A 21,101-nucleotide genomic window follows, 5' to 3' on the forward strand; every position below is an offset into this window, starting at 1 on the left:
CAGCCCGGTCGCGTTCCCGGAGCGGGTCAGGACACAGCTCGGCTGCGCCGTCTCGACGATGTAGCGCACCCGGTCGTCGGGCTGGTCGGGGTCGAGTGGCAGATAGGCCCCACCGGCGGCAACGATCGCATGGATCGCCACCACGAGTTCCGGTGACCGTGGCAGCATCACTGCCACAATGGTTTCCGGTCCTACTCCGCGCTGTATCAAGTAGCGCGCCAGCCGGTTGACCCGGCCATCGAATTCCCGATACGACACGTCGACGCCTTCGAAGGTCACCGCCGTTGCCGCCGGCCGCTGTGGTCGGCCTGCCAGCAATTCGGGCAGCGTCCGGGGACCGACCGGGTATTCGGTGGCGTTCGTGCCGGTGAGCAGATGGTCGCGGGCCGCGGCGTCCAGCAACTCCAGCTCGGCGATCCGGGTCTCGGCAGCACCGGTCAGTGCGGTGAGGATTCGTTCGAAAACGTCCAGCAACGCATCGACACTCTCGGGATCGAACAGCTCCGCGGCGTAGTGCACATGGAGATCGATTCCCGCGGGGGTGCCGTCCGCGGCGTAGCGTTCACTCGCCGTCCAGTGCTGATCGACCTGGATCGGCGCCGCGCCCGGTTCCAGTGCCGCGATCCGCAGCCCGTCCAGCAGCAGCTCACCGCGGGCCTGGTTCTGCAACGTCAGCGAAATCTGATACAGCGGTGAATGAGACTGTGACCGTGTCGGATTCAGTGTGTCGACCAGCTGTTCGAAGGGGACTGAGGCATGGTCGAAGGCGGCGAGGTCGGCCGCCCGCACCGTCCGCAACTGATCGGCGAGCCGGTCCCGGCCACGAACCGGGGTGCGGAGCACGAGGGTGTTGACGAACATGCCGACGAGGTCGTCCACGTTCTGCTCACCACGTCCGGCCACCGGCGTGCCCACGACCACATCGTCGCTGCCGCCGAAGCGGGCGAGCAGCACCGTCAGCGCCGTGTGCAGCACCATGAACGGTGTCGCGCGGTACTCGGTGGCGAGTTCGTGAATGCGCCGGTGCAGCGCGGGGCTCAGGGTCGCGGTGCGGCCCGCTCCGCGATGGGCGGCGACCGCGGGCCGGGGCCGGTCGGTGGGCAGTGTCGACAGCTCCGGCGCACCGGCCAGCTGCCGACGCCAGAATTCCAGCTGCCGTGCCGATTCCGATGCCGGATCGGTGGCCGCGCCGAGCGTGCGCTGCTGCCACAGTGCGTAGTCGGCGTAGTGGATCGGCAGTGGTTCCCACTCCGGTTCCCGGCCCCGGGTACGGGCCCGGTACGCGGTGGCGAGGTCCCGGGTCAGCGGCGCGAACGACCAGCCGTCGGCGGCGATGTGGTGCACGACGAACAGCAGCACATGGTTCTGTTCGGCGCGGCTGTCCCCGGGCTCGGGACGTACCCGCAGCAACCGGATGCGGACCGGCACCTCGGCGGTCACGTCGAAGCGGGTGTGCGCCAGCTCCTCCGCGAGTGAGGTGACATCCGCCGCGTCGATATCGGTGATCGTCGGCTCGGCAGGGCCGGTCGGAAGAACCAGTTGCGTTGCCGTGCCGTCTATTTCGGGATAGCGGGTGCGCAGTGTCTCGTGCCGGTCGACGACATCGCCCAGGCCCGCAGCCAGGGCGTCCACCTCCAGTTCGCCGGTCAGGCGCAGCGCGAAGGCGATGTTGTAGCTTCCGCCGCGGGTATCGAGACGGTTCAGCATCCACATCCGTTGCTGGGCGATCGACAGCGGCACCCGGTCCGGACGGGGTACGACGGCCGTCGGAGCGGTGTCCCCGGCGGCTCCCACCGTGATCCGGGCGGCGAGCCCGCGCACGGTCGGTGCGTCGAACACGGCACGGACCGCGACCGGTATCGCGGTGGATTTCGACAGTCGCGCGGCGAGCTGGGTGGCGATGAGTGAATTGCCGCCGAGGGCGAAGAAATCGTCGTCGGCGCCCACCTGCCCCACCCCGAGTACCGCGGCGAAGGTGTCGGCGACCAGTGTCTCGGCCGGTCCGACCGGTGCGCGGAAGGTGGCAGGCGCGAGGACCGGCTCCGGTAGCGCCTTGCGGTCCAGCTTGCCGACCGGGGTCAACGGAATCTTGTCCAGCACGACCAGTGCGGCGGGCACCATATGCGAGGGCAGCCGCCCGGCCGCGAAATCGGTCAGCGCCGCCGGGTCGATCGCACGTCCCGGCTTCGGCAGGACATAGGAGACCAGCATGGTGGCGCGGGTGTCGTGTTCGCGGCCGATCGTGGTCGCGAAATCGACGTCGGGATGTGCCGCGAGCACCGCATCGATCTCGCCGAGTTCGACCCGGAAACCGCGGATCTTCACCTGGAAGTCGGTGCGGCCGACGTACTCCAGCTCCCATCGCGCCCCGGCCTCGGAGCTCACCCGCCAGCGCACCACGTCCCCGGTGCGGTACATCCGGCTGCCGGGCAGGCCCCACGGATTCGGCAGGAAACGTTCGGCCGTGGCACCGGCGCGATTGCGGTAGCCCCTGGCGAGCCCGGCACCGGCCAGGTACAGCTCACCGGCCACCCCCGGTGCGGCGGGCCGCAGCCGCTGATCGAGCACCAGCGCCGACATGCCGCGCACCGGGGTGCCGATGGTGATCGGCCGGCCCGCACGCAGCCGCGCATACGAGGAGATGATGCTGGTTTCGGTCGGACCGTAGCCATTGAAGTACCGGCGCCCCGGCGCCCACGACCCCAGCAGGTCACCGGTGGTCACATCACCGCCGACCGACAGCACCCGCAGTTCGGGCAGCTGGTCCGGTTCGACGGTGCCCAGGACCGCCGGGGTGATGACGGCGTGGGTGACTCGCTCGGTGCGCAGCAGCGCGCCCAGCTCCGGACCACCGAGCACGGCCGGCGGTACGACCACCAGGGTGGCGCCGGTCGCGAAGGCACAGATCCACTCCAGTACCGACGGATCGAAGCTGGGTGAGCAGATGTGCAGCATCCGGTGTTCGGGCTGTAACCCGTACCGCTCGATCGCTTCGTCGGCCAGACCACCGAGCCCGGCATGGGTGACGGTCACGCCCTTGGGCCGGCCGGTGGATCCCGAGGTGTAGATGACATATGCCGGATGTGAAATATGCAGTGGCGCAGTACGTTCTGCGTCGGCGACCGGCGCGGGAGACAGCGTCTCCAGTCCGGTGTCGAAGGACGGCGCATCGAGCACCAGCCACCGCACATCGGCAGGCAGCGCCTCGGCGTAGGCCGCGACCGTGATGCCGATCCGGGCGGCCGAGTCGGTGAGCATGTACCGCATCCGCTCGACCGGATAGGTCGGGTCGACCGGTACGTGCGCACCGCCCGCCTTCGCGACCGCGACGGCTGCCGCGACCATCTCGTAGGACCGCGGCAGCGCCACCGCCACCAGCTGTTCCGGGCCCACGCCCAGCGAGATCAGGTGCCGGGCCAGCCGACTGGTGTAGTCGTCGAACTCGCCGTAACCGACCGAACGGCCCGCGGCGCGCACCGCGATCCGATCGCGGCCGAAACGCACGCCCGCCGTGCACAGTTCCGCCAGGGTGAGCGCCGGCTGCGGCACCGGCGGGCGCGTCAGATGCGCGTGTTCATCGGGCTCCAGCAGCGAGAGGTCCCCGACCGGAGCATCCGCGTCGGCAAGCAACTGCCGTAGCAGTCCGGTGAAGCGGCGGGCCAAGCTTGCCACCGTCGATTCGTCGAACAGATCACGGGCATAGGCGAATTCGGCATCCATACCGGATTCCGTCTCGCGAATATTCAGCGCCAGGTCGAATTTCGCCGTTTCGGTCTCGATCTCGACCGTGCTCGCTCGCAAGCCCGGTAGCTCGAGTGTCCCGCCGGGCAGGTTCTCGAAGGCCAGCGCCACCTGGAACAACGGGTGGCGCGCGGTCGACCGTTCCGGCTCGAGCAGTTCCACCAGCCGCTCGAACGGCAACTCCGCATGGGCGAAGGCACGCAGGTCGGTGTCCTTGGTGGCGGCGAGCAGTTCGGTGAACGACAGCGCCCCCGGAACCCGGGTCCGCAACACCACGGTGTTGACGAACATGCCGATCAGATCGTCGAGTTCACGTTCGCCACGGCCGGCGACAGGGGCGCCGATCGCGAGATCCTCGGCGCCGGTCATCCGGGCCAGAAAGATCGACAGCGCGGTGTGCACCGCCATGAAGGTGGTGGCCTGCTGCCGCCGGGCCAGCTCCCGCAGGCCGTCGCGGATCTCGCTGTCGAGTTCGAAGCGCACCCGCCCGCCCGCATAGCTGGGCCGGACCGGCCGCGGCCGGTCGGTGGGCAGGTTCAGCTCGTCGGCCAGTCCGTCCAGGGTGGTGCGCCAGAACTCGGCCTGGGCACCGGCCACACTGGCGGGGTCGGTATCGGATCCGAGCACTGTGTGCTGCCAGATGCTGAAGTCGGCGTACTGGACGGGCAGCGCGGACCACTGTGGCGCGGTCCCGGCCGCGCGGTGCCCGTACGCGGTCATCAGGTCGCGGGTCAGTGGTGCGATCGACCAGCCGTCGGCGGCGATATGGTGCGCGACGAAGACGAGGACGTGCTCGGACTCGCCGGTGCGCAGTAGCGCGATGCGCAGCGGCGGCGCGGCGGTCACATCGAATCCGGTCGCGGTCAGCTCCGCGATACGCTCGCGCAGCCGGTGCGGTGCGACCTGCTCGGGGACGGCAGCACACCCGGCAGCCGTGGCGGGCAGCACCAGCTGGACCGGGCCGTCCTCGGACTCCGGGTAGTAGGTGCGCAGGGTTTCGTGTCGTTCGATCAGATCGCCCAGCGCCGCGTGCAGGGCATCGATATCCAGATCGCCGGTGAGCCGCACGGCGACGGGGATGTTGTGCGCCGCCGATCCGGGGTCGAAACGGTTCAGGAACCACATCCGCTGCTGGGCCGCTGAGAGCGGAATCCGGTGCGGGCGCGGGTGTGCGACCAGCGGCGGACGGGCCGCGCCGGGCTCGTCCCCGCCGAGTGCGGCCGCGAGCCCTGCCACCGTGGCGTGCTCGAACAGGGCACGCACCGGAACCCGAGCATCGATCAGGCGCGCGAGGCGGGCCGCGACGCGGGTCGCGTCGAGGGAACTGCCGCCGAGGGCGAAGAAGTCGTCGTCGCGGCCGACCCTTTCCCGGTCCAGCACCTCACCGAATACCTCGGCGACCTGGTGCTCACGCCGGGTGCGCGGTGCGTCGAATCGGCCGGCGGCCCGCTCCGGCACCGGTAGTGCGCCGCGGTCGAGCTTGCCGCTGCTGTTCAGCGGGAACGCGTCGAGTTCGACGATCGCGGTGGGGATCATATAGCCGGGCAGCTTCTTGCCCAGACCGCTCCGCACCGCCTGCACCTCGAAGTCGGCTCCCGGGGTGCGGATGACGTAACCGGCCAGAAAGTCGCCGCTGTCACCGCTGATCAGCCGGACCGCGGCCTGTCCCACACCGGGCACTGCCAGCAGCGCGGTCTCGATCTCGGGGAGTTCGATGCGCTGCCCGCGGAACTTCACCTGGAAGTCGATGCGTCCCAGGTAGTCCAGTTCGCCGTCGGGGGTCCACCGGGCCAGATCGCCGGTGCGATACATGCGCTCCCCGCCGAAGGTGAACGGGTTGGCGACGAACCGGTCGGCGGTCAGATCGGCCCGGCCGTAGTAGCCACGCGCGAGCTGCGTACCGGCCAGGTACAGCTCTCCCGGCACCCCGATCGGGACCGGATGCAGCCGCGCGTCCAGCACAAAAACCTGCGAATTCCATTCCGGCTCACCGATCGGGACGCTGCGCACGTCGTCCGGGGTGACTTCGTGGCAGGTGATCGATACCGCCGCCTCGGTCGGCCCGTACAGGTTGTGCAGCGCACCACCGCACTTCTCGGCGAACAGGGCGGCGGTTTCGGCGGGCAGCGCCTCACCGACGATGAACGCCGCTCGTAGCGTGCTCAGCTCGTCCGGTTCGGCATGGTTGAGGAATACCGTGAGCATCGAGGGGACGAAGTCGGTCAGCGTCACCCGCTCGGCGGCGACGGTCTCGGCGAGGTAGCGCGCATCGCGATGCCCGTCGGGTGCGGCGAGGATCAGGGTCGCTCCGGCACGCAACGGCAGGAAATACCCCCACAACGAGACGTCGAAGGTGGCGGCGGTCTTCTGCAGGTAGATGTCGGTGGCCTTGGGCCCGTATTCGGCATGCATCCACTCGAGCTGATTGGCGATGGCGCGGTGGCTGACCGCCACCCCCTTGGGCCGGCCGGTGGACCCCGAGGTGAACAGCACGTACGCGGGGTGATCCGGGCACAGGGCACCGCGGCGTTCACCGTCGCAGATCTTGCCGGCCGGGTAGTCGGTGAGGTCCAGGTCGTCGAGGTGATGCAGGGGTACCGTGCGGAAGGCCGGCGGGAGCTCGAATCCGGCGGTGCGCGTGGTGAGTACGGTGTGCGGCCGCGCGGTGGCGAAGATGTGCCCGATCCGTTCGATCGGATGCTCCGGGTCGACCGGGACGTAGGCGCCGCCCGCGCGCAGCACCGCGTACATACCCACGACCAGCTCGATCGAGCGCCCCATAGCCAGCACGACCAGGGTCTCCGGGCCCACTCCGGTTTCGATCAGCTTGCGGGCCAGCCGGTTCGCCCGCTCGGACAGTTCCGCGTAGGTGAGGGTCCGTCCCTCGAAGACGAGTGCACGGTTGCCCGGCGTGCGACGGGTCTGCTTATCGAAGCCGTCGTGCAGGAACCGGTCGAGCACCTTGTGCCCACTGGCGTTCCAGCTGGAGGTCACATAGTCGAGTTCACCGGCGTCGAGCAGTTCCAGATCACCGACCGCGCGATTCGGTGCGGCCAGCGCCCCGTCGAGCAACCGCAGATATTTGGCGGCGAACTCCTCGACGGTGGGGCCGTCGAACAGGTCGGTGGCGTAGGTGAATTCCGCCCGATATCCGCCGCCCTCCGGCGGTGTGGAAATAGTCAGTTGCAGATCGAATTTCGCCACGCCCGGATCGAAATCGACCATGTCGGTGCGCAGGCCGGGCAGCTCCGGTGCGCCGACGCCGATGTTCTGCATGAACAGCCCGACCTGGAACAGCGGGTGGCGGGCCTGCGAACGCGCCGGATTCAGCACCTCCACCAGCCGTTCGAACGGGATGTCGGCGTGTGCGAACGCGTCGAGGTCCCGGATGCGGGCATGGCGAACCAGATCGGCGAAGCCGAGGTCCCCGCGCACCGGTGTGCGCAACACCAGGGTGTTGACGAACATGCCGACCAGATCGTCCAGTGCCCGTTCGCCGCGGCCGGCAACCGGCGAGCCGATCGCGATATCCGTGCTGCCCGACAGCCGGGCCAGCAGTACGGCCAATGCGGTGTGCAGCACCATGAACGGCGTCGCACGCAGTTGCTCGGCGAGCGCGTCCACCGCCGCCCGGAGTTCGGCGTCGATCGCGAAGGCGACGGTCGCTCCACGATACGAGGTGGTGGCGGGTCGCGGACGATCCGTCGGCAGATCCAATTGCGCCGGCAGGCCTGTCAATTCACGCTGCCAGAACGACAGTTGCCGCGCCGCCTCCGATCCGGGCTCGGTGTCCGCACCGAGCACCTTCCCCTGCCACAGGGTGTAGTCGGCGTACTGCAGTGGTAGTGGTTGCCACTGCGGTGGGTTCCCTGCGGTCCGCGCCGAGTAGGCGGTGATCAGGTCGCGCAGCAGCGGCCCCATCGACACCCCGTCGGCGGCGATGTGGTGAACCACCAGGACCAGTGTGTGATCCTCGGGGCCGGTGCGCAGCAGGCGAATACGCAGCGGAATTTCGGCGGTCACATCGAATCCGGTGCCCGCTACCGCGCGTACCTCGGTGAGCAGCGCGGGTTCGGCGACGTCCACGGGTGTCGGGTCGAGTTCGGCGGCCGGTCGGATCACCTGCACCGCACCGTCCGGAGTCTGCGGGTAGACGGTGCGCAGCACCTCGTGCCGCTCGATCACGTCGGATACGGCGGCGAACAGTGCGGCGGTGTCGAGCGGACCGCGCAGCCGCAGTGCGATCGGGATGTTGTCCACCGCGACCGCGCCGGTATCGGCGGCATCGGTATTGGCCAGATGGTTGAGAAACCACATCCGGCGCTGCGCCGCGGAGAGCGGAATCGCGTCCGGGCGCGGTTCGGCGAGCAGCGGCGGGCGCACCCGGGCGGCGGCGGCCGGGCCAGTCGTGGCGGCCAGGCCGGCCGGGGTCGGGCGATCGAAGAAGTCGCGCACGTCCACCCCGGCGCCGAGAGCCGCGGAGATGCGGGCGATCGCCCGCGCGGCCAGCAGCGAGTTGCCGCCCCGGGCGAAGAAGTCGTCGTCGGCCCCGACTCGATCCACCCCGAGCAGCTCGGCGAATATCTCCGCGACGGCTTGTTCGCCGGGGGTGGCAGGCTCCCGGAACATCTCTGCGGCGCCGGCGAATTCGGGCTCCGGTAGTGCGGTGCGGTCCAGTTTTCCGTTGGCGTTCACCGGCATGCGTTCCAGCACGGTCAGGACCGCCGGAACCATATAGTCCGGGATGCGCTCGGCGGCGCCGCGCAGAATCGAACCGGTATCGAGCACGCAGCCTACGGCCGCGACCACATATCCGGCCAGCTGGTCGCCGGTGCTGTGCCGGTACACCACCACCGCGGCCTGCGCGACGGTCTCGTGCGCCAGCAGTGCCGCCTCCACGTCGCCCAGCTCGATCCGCAGGCCGCGCAGCTTCACCTGGAAATCACTGCGGCCCAGATATTCCAGTTCCCGGGGCCCACCGTCGGCGCCGCCGCGGCGACGGACGAGATCACCGGTCCGGTACATCCGGTCACCGGGCGCCCCGTGTGGATCGGCGACGAAGCGCTCCGCGGTGAGGGCGCCGCGACCGAGGTAACCGCGGGCAAGTTGCACGCCGGACAGGTACAGCTCGCCGACCACGCCGTCCGGGGTCGGTTGCAGATTGTCGTCGAGCACCCGCAACTCGGTGTCGTCGGCCGCGATGCCGATCGGCACCGAGTCCACGTCCGCGCCGGTCACCTCGTGCGCGGTGACGTCGACCGCGGCCTCGGTCGGACCGTACAGATTGTGCAGGGTGGCACCGCTGACATCGCGCAATGCCGCGGCCGTCGCGGCGGGCAGAGCCTCCCCGGATGCGAAGAGCATGCGCAGCGAATCGATGGTGTGCATCGCCTCGGCGTCGGCCACCGCGGCCGCGAAGACCGCCAACATGGACGGCACGAAATGTGCGACGGTGACCTGTTTTTCGCCGATGACCTCGATCAGATAGCGCGGGTCGCGATGCCCGTCGGGTGCTGCGAGCAGCAATCGTGCACCGACCTGCAGGGGCCAGAAGAACTCCCAGACCGAAACGTCGAAGGTGAACGGCGTCTTCTGCAGCACCACATCCGATTCGGTCATCCGGTAGACGCGGTCGCGCCAGCGAAGATTCGCGACGATCGCGCGATGTGAGATCGCCACGCCCTTGGGCCGGCCGGTGGAACCGGAGGTGAAGATGACGTAGGCGGTATTGTCCGGACGAGCCACAGTGACGGTGCCGGACTCGAGCGCTGACCCTGTGACCGGTGTCGCCCAATCGAATTCATCGACCCGCAGTACCGGTGTGCCCGCGAGCGACGGAAGTTCGGTCGTGGTGAGAACCACCACGGGTGCGGCGATCTCCAGCACGTACGCGACACGTTCGGCGGGATGCGCCGGATCGATCGGCACATAGGCACCGCCGGCCTTGTGCACCGCGTACATGCCGATCACCAGTTCGAGCGAACGGTGCATGGCCAGTCCAACCCGGGCGTCCGGTCCGACGCCCAACCGGATCAGCGTCCATGCGAGGGTGTTCGCGCGCGCGTCGAGTTCGGCGTAGGTGAGGGTGTTGCCCTCGAATTCCACCGCCACGGCATCAGGAGTGCGCTGCACCTGCGCGGCGAACAGGGTGGCCAGCGTGTCGGCGGGTGCGAGACCGGGGGTCAGCAGGTCCTGCGCGGCAGCGAGCGCATCGTCGAGCAGGTCGGAGACCGCGGCCGCCAGCGCACCTTCGCCGGCATCCAGCAATTGCGGAACCTGCCCCGATATCACCACCTGCACCAGCGCATCCGGGGTGAGTGCGGCACCCATCGTGGTGGTCAGTTCGCGCACCCGGGCGTCCAGCTCGGCGTAGCGGACCATGGTGTCACCGTGCCGGATCGCGATTCGCTCGGGTTCCCGGTCGGCGACCACCTCGATCAGGTACGGAAGGTCCGCGATACCGTAGGCCCCGCGCAGGGGGTGCTCGATGGATCGAACGGGTGTAACCGACTCCGCATGCGTCATCAGTGGGTTCCTTCCGTAGTGATCACGCCCTGCGCGCGCACGTGCAGGGTTTCGAGCAGGGTGGTGAGTCCGCCGGCGCCGGCGGTGAGAATGCCGGGCAGCAGTCCGGTGAGTGCCACAGTGAGTTGTGCATTCGGAGCGGCGGCCGCGCCCATGGCGCGGCCCACCGCCGTCAGCTTCTGCTGGAGTTCCGCGAAATCGACTTTGTGACCCACGAATTCGACAGCCACGGCATCGGGGGCGGTGGACGCGGCGGCGGCGATCAGCGCGAACAAGTCGCCAGGAAGCGACGCACCGGATGCGGGCCTGCGTTCGTCCTCGGTACGGATATCGATGGCGCGCACCGCGATCGACGGGTCACTCACGGCAGCGCGCAGCACCAGTTGCAGTCGTTCGGCGCACCGTCGGATCGTCGATTCGTCGAAGATGTCGGTGGGATAGCCGAACTGCATGCGCAGCCCGCGGCGGTCACCGCCCGCGCCGAACTCCTCCATGACCGTCAGCTGCAGGTCGAACTTCGCCTCCGGCAGTGCGGGTTCGAGGGTCTCCACGCGCAGGCCGGGCAGCGTCACCGCACCCTGCGGCAGATTCTGGAAGGTGAGCAGTACCTGGAAGATCGGAGTGTAAGCGCTGGTCCGGGCCCGGCCGAGAGCTTCCACGACGCGTTCGAACGGCACCTCGGTCCGGCTCAGGGCCGCGAGATCGTCGTCACGGACTCGCCGCAGCAGTTCGGCGAAGCTCACGCGGGAGTCGATCCGGGTGCGCAATGCCACCGTGTTGACGAACATGCCGACCAGATCGTCGAGCTCGCGCTCTCCGCGCCCGGCGACCGGCGCACCGATGGTGATGTCGGACTGGCCGGACAGTTTCGCCAGCAGCACCGCGAAGGCGGTGTGCACGGTGGAGAACAGCGTGGTCCCGTGGGAGCGGGCCAGCTCGCTCAGCGCCGTGACGAGCGCCGTGTCGACCTCGACATCGACGGTGGCGCCGCACATATCGCGGCGTGCCGGACGCGGTCGATCGGTGGGCAGCGCCAGTTGTTCGGGCGTCCCGGCCAGCTGCTCGGACCAGTACCCGAGCTGTTCGGACAGCACACTGGTGGGATCGGTTTCGGTGCCGAGCACACCGCGCGCCCATTCGCTGTAGTCGGCGTATTGCACCGGCAGGGGGCTCCACTGCGGCGCGGTGCCGGACAGCCGGCTGGTATAGGCGGCGATGAGATCGCGGGTCAACGGCACCATCGAGTAGCCGTCGGCACTGATGTGATGGACGACCACGACCAGGATGTGGTCTTCGGCCGCAACCCGGAGCAGCCGCACCCGTACCGGTGGTGCGGTGGTGATATCGAAACCGGCACCGACGATGCCGGCGATGGTGCTCTCGATTGCCGTGGCGGCCACGGGAACCGGATCCAGCTCGATGAATTCGTCCGGTGCGGGCAGGACCTCCTGCACGGGCCCTTGTTCGGCCTCCGGATACCGGGTCCGCAGGATGTCGTGCCGACGCAACAGATCCGACAACGCCGCGCGCAGTGCCGGGTAATCCACCGTGCCGGTCAGGCGCAGCGCCACCGGCACGTGGTACGCCGCCGAATCCGGGGTGAGCCGGTTCAGCACCCACATCCGCTGCTGGGCGAGGGACAGCGCCACCGTGCCACCGTGCCCCCGGGGCCGCAGTGGTTCCCGTTCCCGGTGGTCCGCGGCCTGCAGCCACCGGGCCAGCGCGGCGACCGTCGGTTCCGCGAAGACCGTCGCCACCGGGACTCGCGTGCCGGTGGCCGCTCCGAGGCGGGCGGCGAGCCGGGCCGCCGCCAGGGAATTGCCGCCGAGGTCGAAGAAGTCGGTGTGCACGCCGATCCGGTCGCCGCGGGCCGCACCGACGATCTCCGCGAACTCCGCGGCCACCAGAATTTCGGTCTCGGTCTCGGGCGCCCGGAACTCGACCTCGGTACGCACCGGCGCCGGCAGCCGCTCCCGATCGACCTTGCCGTTGGCGTTGAGCGGCAGCGCATCCAGCACCACCACCGCGGCGGGCACCATATATTTCGGCAGGCCCGCACCCAGTTGCGCGCGCACTGTGGCCGCGTCGAGTTCCGCACCGGTCACATAGGCGACCAGCCGCGGTCCCGTGTTCCCGTCGGTACGGGCCACCGCGAGCGCGGTCGTGACACCGGGGCAGCGCAACAGCGCCGTCTCCACCTCGCCGAGTTCGATCCGGAAACCGCCGATCTTCACCTGGAAATCGGCGCGTTCCAGGTACTCGAGCAGGCCGTCGGTGCGACGGCGCACGATATCGCCGGTGCGATACATGCGCTCGCCGGTGAACGGGTCGGCGACGAATCGTGCCGCGGTCTGTCCGGCCCGGTCCCGATAGCCACGAGCCAGCTGCGCACCGGATACGTACAGTTCGCCCGGGACGCCCGGTGGTACCGGTCGCAAGCGCCGGTCCAGCACGTAGGCGCGGCTGTTCCACACCGGGGTCCCGATCGGCACCACCGCACCGGCCGCCTCGCCGACACGATGCGCGGTGACCGATACCGCGGTTTCGGTCGGGCCGTACAGGTTGAACAGATCGGTGCCGGTGCACTGCCGCGCCGTCGACGGGGGCAACGGCTCACCGATCGCGAGCACGGCCCGCACCTGCGGCGGCATCCCGGCCTCGCCGGCGAGCAGCATGCCCAGCAGTGCGGGCACCGTGAACAGCAGGCTCACCCGGTGTTCGACGATCAGTTCGCGCAGCCGGTCCGGATCGCGTTCGCTGCCGGGTGCGGTGACGATCAAGGTGCCGCCGCTGATCAGCGGCGCCCAGAACTCCCATACCGACAGATCGAAGGTGGCGGGAGTCTTCAGCAGGCTGCGGTCGGCACTGCCGATCTCGAATTCCGCGCGTAGCCACAGTAATTGGTTGACCACCGCACCGTGCGACACGGCCACACCCTTGGGCCGGCCGGTCGAACCGGAGGTGAAGATCAGGTAGGCGGTGTTCGAGGGGCGCAGCGGCGTGATCCGGTCCGCGTCGGTGACGGGTGCATCCGAATATCCGGTGGTGTCGAGCGCCGGATCGATCGTCGCGGTTCCCGCACGCAGCCCGGGCAGCGCGCCGATCACGCACACCGGGTCGGCGGTGTCGACGATATGGGCGATGCGGTCGGCAGGGTGATCGGGATCGACCGGCACATAGGCACCACCCGCCTTGGCGACCGCGAACATCGCGATCACCAGCTCCACCGAACGCCGCAGCGCCAGGATCACCGTGGACTCCGGCCGCACCCCGACGGTGATCAGGTGCCGAGCGAGCCGGTTGACCCGCGCGTCGAAGTCTCGATAGCAGAGTTCGCGCCGGTCTCGGGTGGTTTCGTCGATCAGTGCCGGTGCTGCCGGGTCCGCGCTCACCCGAGCATCCACCAGCTCGCCCAGCGTGGCCGGTGTGACCTGATGCGCGGTCCGGTTGCAGTCCTCCACCACGAAGCGGTACTCCCGCTCCCCCAGCAGATCCAGATCCCGGATCAGGGTCGAAGGTTCGGCGGCGATGGTGTGCACTATCCGGGTGAGCTGTGCCGCGATCCGGTCGGCGGTCGCCGGTTCGAACAGGTCGGTGGCATAGCCGAGTGCCAGATCGATACCGGCCGCGGCTCCGGCCGCGGTGTGATGATCCACCGCGAACAGATGCAGATCGAATTGTGCTGTACCGGAATCGGTGTCGACCTCGCTGACCGAAAGTCCGGGCAGCTGCAACGTCGCTCGATCGTGGTTCTGGAACGACAATCCCACCTGCACCAGCGGATGCCGTGCGGTGGAGCGGGCCGGGTCGATCACTTCGACCAGCCGTTCGAAGGGCACATCGGCGTGCGAGAGCGCCGCGATATCGGCCGTGCGCACGCGCCGCAGCAGACTGTCGAAGCGGTCGTCCACATCGACCGCCGTGCGCAGCACCACCGTGTTGACGAACATGCCGATGACCTCGTCGAGCGCGGCATCGTTGCGGCCGGCGACCGGCGTGCCCACGGCGATGTCGCCGGTGTCGCAGAGCCGGGCCAGCAGTGCCGCGAAAGCCGCGTGCACCACCATGAACACCGTCGCACCGTTCGCCCGGGCGAGTACACTCAGGCGCTGGTGCGTGGCGGCGTCCAGTGCGAATTCCACCCGCCCACCACGCAGGCTCTGCCGGGCCGGGCGCGGGTGGTCGGCCGGGAGTTCGAGTTGATCGGCCAGTCCGGCCAGGGCAGCGCGCCAGAATGCGATCTGCTGTGCCGCCACCGAATCCGGATCGGATTCGGCGCCGAGCAGCCGGTGCTGCCAGAGCGCGTAATCGGCGTACTGCACGAGCAGCGGTGACCAGCCGGGCGGCCGCCCGCGCAGCCGGGCTTCGTAGGCCCGCATCAGGTCGGCGACGAACGGCACGATCGAGGAGCCGTCGGCACAGATGTGGTGCAGCGCCGCGGCGAGCACGTGATCACCGGTACCGAGTTCGAACACCCGCACCCGGACCGGGATATCGACCGTGACATCGAACGGTGTGTCGACGAATTCCCGGATATGCTGCGCCAACTCACTTTCCGGCACCGACACGGCCGCCGTGTCGACCACCGCGCGACCCTCCGGCAGGATCACCTGGGCAGGTTCACCGTCGAGATCGGGATAGACGGTCCGCAACGATTCGTGCCGCGCCACCACGTCGCACAGTGCAGCGTGCAGCGCCCCGCGGTCCAATGTCCCGGTCAGCCGCAACACCAGCGGAATGGTGTAGGCCGAGGAAGTGCGGTCGAAGCGGTTGAGAAACCACATCCGCTGCTGGGCCGGAGACAGCGGCACCCGCGCGGGCCGCCTCCCGGCCTCCAGTGCCGGCCGATCACCGCCCGCCGCCGCCACCGCCGCCAGGTCGGCGACTCGTGGATGGTCGAACAGTACGCGGACCGGCACGGTGACACCGAGCGCCGCACCGATGCGGGCCACGGCCTTGGCGGCCGACAGTGAGCTGCCACCCAGCGCGAAGAACTCGTCGTCGGCGCCCACCGCACGCTCCGAGTCGAACTCACCCAGCACCGTGGCGAAGACATCGGCGACGATCTGCTCGGCGGCGGTGGCGGGCTTGCGGTAGGCGACGGTGTCGAACACCGGCTCCGGTAACGCCCGAACATCGAGTTTCCCGTTGACCGTCAACGGAATTCGTTCCACGACCAGCACCGCGGCAGGAACCATGTGCTCGGGCAGCCGCCCGGCCACCGCAGCACGCACGGTCGGGCCGTCGAGTTCGGCACCGACGACGTACCCGACGATTCGGGCGTCCCCGTCCGCCCCCGGGCGCACCACCGCGGTGGCCTGCTCCACTGAATTCACCTGCAGCAGTGCGGCTTCGATTTCACCGAGTTCGACCCGGAAGCCGCGCACGTTCACCTGCTGGTCGGCACGCCCCAGATAGTCGAGCTCACCGTCTGCGGTCCACCGCGCCAGGTCCCCGGAGCGGTACGCGAGCGCGCCGGGAGCGCCGTAGGGGTCGGCGACGAAGCGACCGGCGGTGAGAGCCGGCCGGCGCAGGTAACCGCGGGCGAGCTGTCCACCGGAGACATAGATTTCGCCCGGTACCCCCACCGGCACCGGCCGTAGCCGCGAGTCCAGCAGGCGCACCGCCATACCCGGCAGCGGACGACCGATCACGCCGGAGGTCTCCGCAGCACCGCCCATCGCGCGGTAGGAGACGTGCACGGTGGTCTCGGTGATGCCGTACATGTTGACCAACCGCGGCGCCTGAGGATATCTGGCGAACCACGGCCGCAGCCGGGCCGATTCCAGCGCTTCGCCACCGAATATCACGTATCGGAGCCGAGATTCGGCCGGTGGCTGCTCCGCGTCCGCGGCGGCGAGTTGATAGAACGCCGACGGGGTCTGGGACAGGACGGTCACCGCCTCGGTGTGCAGCAGTTCGTGGAACTGCTGCGGGGAGCGCGCGGTGAAGTAGTCGACCACCACGACGCGGGCGCCGTGCAACAACGCACCCCACAGCTCCCACACCGAGAAGTCGAAGGCGTAGGAATGGAACAGGGTCCAGGCGTCGGTGGCACGGAAGTCGAAGTGTTCGTCCGTATTGTCCAGCAGCCGAATCACATTGGCGTGCGGTATCTGCACGCCCTTGGGGCGCCCGGTGGAGCCGGAGGTATAGATGACGTAGGCCGTGTGGTCCGGCCGCAGCGGTGCGCGACGTTCGGTATCGGCTACCGCGGACCCGTCCAGCTCCTCCCACTGCAGACCGTCGAGGTCGATCACCGGACCGTCGAACCAGTCACCCGCCGGCCCCTCGGCATTGCTGATCGCGCAGACCGGGCGGGCATCGGTCACCATGTAGTCGATGCGTTCGGCCGGATACCCCGGGTCGACCGGCAGATAGCCGGCCCCGGATTCGATGACGGCCAGCAGTGCCACGATCAGCTCGGCGGAGCGCGGCAGCGCGACCGCGACCAGGGTTTCCGGCCCGGCGCCGACGGCGATGAGACGGCGGGCGAGCCGGTTGGCGCGGATCTCGAGCTCGCCGAAGCTCAGCGTGACCTCGCCCGCTCGCACCGCGACGGCGTCGGGGTCCCGCTCGGCGACGGCGTGGAACCGATCCGCCAAGGTGGTGACCTCGACGGCTCCGGCGGTGGTGGTACTCCACTCGTAGAGAGCCCGCTGTTGCTCCTCGGCGCTCAGCAGCTGGATATCACCGACGACCACGGTGTGGTCGTGACTCACCGCAGCCAGGACCTGCTCGAACCGACGTGCCAGCCCGGCAATCGTGCCGGTATCGAAAAGGTCCGCAGCATAGGTGATCTCGACATCCAGACCACCGGCCCGGCCGTCGGGGTCCATGGCTTCGACGAGGGTGAACTGCATATCGAACTGTGCGGCCGTGACATCGATCGTCTCGGTCGTGACCCGCAGGCCGGGGAGTTCGACCGTGGGTAGCGTGAAGTTCTGGAAGGTCAGCGCCACCTGGAACAGTGGATGGCGATTCGCTGCGCGAGCGGGAGCCAGCAGCTCCACGAGCTGATCGAACGGCAGGCCGGCATGGGCGAGGTCGGTGATATCGCGGGCCCGGACCGCATCCAGTACGGCATGGAAGGGAGCGCGCGCGTCGATCTCGCTGCGCAGGACGACGGTATTGACGAACATCCCGACCAGTGGATCCAGCTCGGGTTCGCCGCGGCCCGCCACCGGCGTACCGATGGCGATATCCGCGCTACCCGACATCCGTGCCAGCAGCACGGCCAGCGCGGCATGCACGGTGCTGAACAATGTGGTCTCGTGTTTGCGAGCGAGTTCGGCGAGCTCGCTGTGCAGGTCCGAATCGATCTGGAACCGGTGGGTCCCGGCGCGGTACGACGGCACCGCCGGACGCGGACGGTCGGTCGGCAGGTCGAGCTGCTCCGGTAATCCGGCCAGCCGTTCCCGCCAGAATTCGCGCTGACCGTGCAGCTCCGATGCCGGATCGTCCGGCTCGCCGAACATCTCGGCCTGCCACCGGGTGTAATCGCGGTACTGCACCGGCAGCGGGCACCACCCGGGCTCGTGCCGATCGCGGCGCGCCGCGTAGGCGGTTGCCACGTCGGCGGCCAGTGGGGTCAGCGACAGGCCGTCGGCGCAGATGTGGTGCAGCACCAGGACCAGCACATGGTGCTGCGGTCCGAGTTCGAACACCGCGGTGCGGACGCCGGTTTCGGCGGTCAGATCGAATGGTACGGCGCAGAGTGTGGCGATGCGCTCGGCCAGTTCCTGCTCGTCCACCGATTCCGGTCGCACCGCTATCGGATCGGCGGCGGATTCCACCAGCTGCACCGGCCCGTCCGAAGTCTCGGGGTAGCGGGTGCGCAGGGTTTCGTGCCGGTTCAGGACATCGGCCAAGGCCGCACCGAGCGCTTCGGTGTCCAGGTCACCGTGCAACCGCAGTGCGAGCGGGATCACGTCGGATGCGGTGCCGTCGTCGGCGCGATAGCGGTTGAGGAACCAGATCCGCCGTTGCGCAGCCGACACCGGCACCGGTTCCGGGTGCTCCCGCGCGATCAGCGGGAGGCGACGGCCGGCGCCGGCACGGGTCTGTGCCGCGGCGGCCAAGGCGGATACGGTGCTCGATTCGAACAGCATGGGTACCGGCAGCCGGGCGTCGAGCCCGGCGCCGATCCGGGCGAGTACCCGGGTCGCGAGCAGCGAATTGCCGCCGAGATCGAAGAAATCGTCGTCGCTACCTACCCGGGGCGCCCCGAGGACCTCGGCGAATACCGAGGCCACCAGGGTTTCGGCGGGGGTGGCGGGGGCGCGGTATGCCCGCACCTCCCAGCCCGGTTCCGGCAGCTGCCCGCGGTCGAGCTTGCCGGCGGAATTCACCGGGAATGCGGACAGGACCAAGAATGCCGCGGGCACCATGTACTCGGGGAGTTGCTGTGCCAGCGCTACTTTCAGGACAGCGACATCGAGGTTCACGGTCTGGTGCGGTACCAGGTAGGCGACCAGCCGCGCACCGCTGTCCGGATCGTGGCGCACCGTCACCACGGCCTGGGCGATCTCGGGCAACCCGGTCAGCACGGCCTCGATCTCACCGAGCTCGATGCGCAGACCCCGCATCTTCACCTGAAAATCGGTGCGGCCCAAGTATTCGAGTTCGCCGTGTACATTCCACGCGGCCAGATCGCCCGTGCGATACAACCGTGCGCCGGAGTCGAACGGATCGGCAACGAACCGAACAGCGGTGATATCCGGCCGCGCCGTATATCCCTCCGCCACTTGGCGTCCGGCCAGATACAACTCCCCCGCCACACCGACCGGCACCGGGCGCAACCGCGCGTCCAGCACGTAGACCCTGGTATTGAACACCGGGCGGCCGATCGGCACCGTCACCGCATCCGCGTCGACCACCTCGTGACCGGTCACATCCACCGCGGCCTCGGTAGGGCCGTACAGGTTGAGCACCCGGGCACCGGTCGCCGTCCGCACCCGCCGGGCGATATCGGCGGGCAACGCCTCACCGGAGGCGAACACCAGCCGCAACGAACCCGCCTGCGCCCGATCGGCGAATACCGCCAACATGGACGGAACGAAATGCACCACCGATACCCGTTGAGCGCGAATCACTTCGGCGAGGTAGGCAGGATCCCGATGTCCCTCGGGCCGCGCCACCACCAGTCGCGCACCGACCTGCAGGGGCCAGAAGAGTTCCCACACCGAGACGTCGAAGGTCGCGGGGGTCTTGTGCAGCACGGTGTCGTCCGGGCCGATCTCGTACTCGGACTGCATCCACACCAACCGGTTCACGATCGCGCGGTGCGTCACCGCCACACCCTTCGGGCGCCCCGTCGAGCCGGAGGTGAAGATCACGTAGGCGGTGTGCTCGGGCCGCAGTGGCCGCGACCGGTCCGCATCGGTCACCGGGGCGGACGAGAATCCGCCGGTGTCACAATGCTCGATGTCTACTACGGCACAATGACTGACCAGGCCACCGGTATCGAGGTCGAGTCGATCCGCGGCGCGGGTCAGGACACACACCGGGCGTACGGTGCGCAACACCTCGCTGGTGCGCTGCACCGGATGGTCCGGATCCAGCGGTACATAGGCGCCGCCCGCGGCGACGACGGCATGCAGAGCCACCACCAGATCGTCACTGCGCCGGATCCCCACAGCGACGCTGCGCCCCGGCCCGACACCCATCGAAATCAGCAGCCGCGCCAGCCGATTGATCCGGGCGGCCAGCGCCGCGTAGGTCCACTCGCTGCCCTCGTAGTGCAGGGCGACACCGTTCGGAGTGCGCTCGGCCTGAGCCGCGGTCAGGGCGGCCAGCGTGGTGTCCGGCACCGCACAGGCGGTGTCGTTCCAGGCCGTCAGAATATGCTGCCGCTCGGTGTCGCAAAGCAGGTCGATATCCCCGATCGGCCGGTCCGGCGCTCCCGCCACCGCATCCAGGACCGTGCGCAGCCGGTGTGCGAAGGAGGCGATCGTGGCCGGGTCGAACAGGTCGGTCGCGTATTCGAAGGTGGCGGCCAGTTCGCCGCCGGGCTGTTCTTCGACGGTCAGGTGCAGATCGAATTTCGCAGTGCCGTTGTCGATCTCGAGCATCTCTGCCAGCAGCCCGGGCAGCACCGGTACCACCGACGCTTCCTGCCGCAGGTCCAGCATGACCTGGAACAGTGGGTGCCGGGCCGTCGAACGCGCCGGACGCAGCAGCTCCACCAGTCGTTCGAACGGCACATCACCGTTGGCGAGGGCCCGCAGATCGCGGTCGCAGACCGCCGCGAGCAGCTCGGTGAACGTGGATGCACCGTGCACCTCGGCACGCAGGACCAGGGTGTTGACGAACATGCCGACCACCTCGTCGAGCGCGGCCTCACCCCGTCCGGCGACAGGCGTGCCGATCGCGATGTCCCGTTCTCCGGACAGTTTCGCCAGCAGCACCGCGAATCCCGCGTGCAATGCCATGAAGAAGGTGCCGCCGGCCTGCTCGGCCGCGGCGCGCAGGGCAGACGTCGTCTCGGCCGGCAAGTGGAATCGGTGGTGCGCGCCACGGCCCGAAGCGACCGCGGGTCGTGGCCGGTCGCCCGGCAGCGCCAGCAGATCCGGCAGGTCGTGCAACTCTCGCCGCCAGAAGCCGATCTGCGCGGCGATCGCGGCATCCGGATCGTCCTCGGACCCCAGTTCCGCACGCTGCCACAGTGCGTAATCGGCGTACTGCACCGGCAGCGGCGACCACCGTGGCGCGCGTCCTGCCGCGCGGGCCACGTAGGCATCCATCAGGTCCCGGGTCAGCGGCGCGATCGACCAGCCGTCGGCGGCGATGTGGTGAATCGACACCACGAGGACATGAGTATCGGGTGCACATCG

2 protein-coding genes (1 of these 2 running past the window's edge) are annotated in these 21,101 nt (G+C 69.1%); both read right to left on the reverse strand.

Annotation, left to right across the window (positions count from 1 at the left end):
- On the reverse strand, positions 1-10,266 hold a 10,266-nt coding region (locus NV2_RS29210; protein ID WP_067881717.1), incomplete at its 3' end, for a non-ribosomal peptide synthetase.
- Positions 10,266-21,101: the 3' portion of a non-ribosomal peptide synthase/polyketide synthase gene (locus NV2_RS29215; protein ID WP_245662825.1), read on the reverse strand. Its footprint extends 6,768 nt past the window's final position; only the last 10,836 of its 17,604 coding nucleotides appear in the window; the start codon falls outside the window, past its right edge; its stop codon occupies positions 10,266-10,268. The genes NV2_RS29215 and NV2_RS29210, both read right to left, overlap by 1 nt.

The organism is Nocardia vermiculata NBRC 100427 (genome assembly GCF_001613265.1).
Lineage (GTDB): Bacteria > Actinomycetota > Actinomycetes > Mycobacteriales > Mycobacteriaceae > Nocardia > Nocardia vermiculata.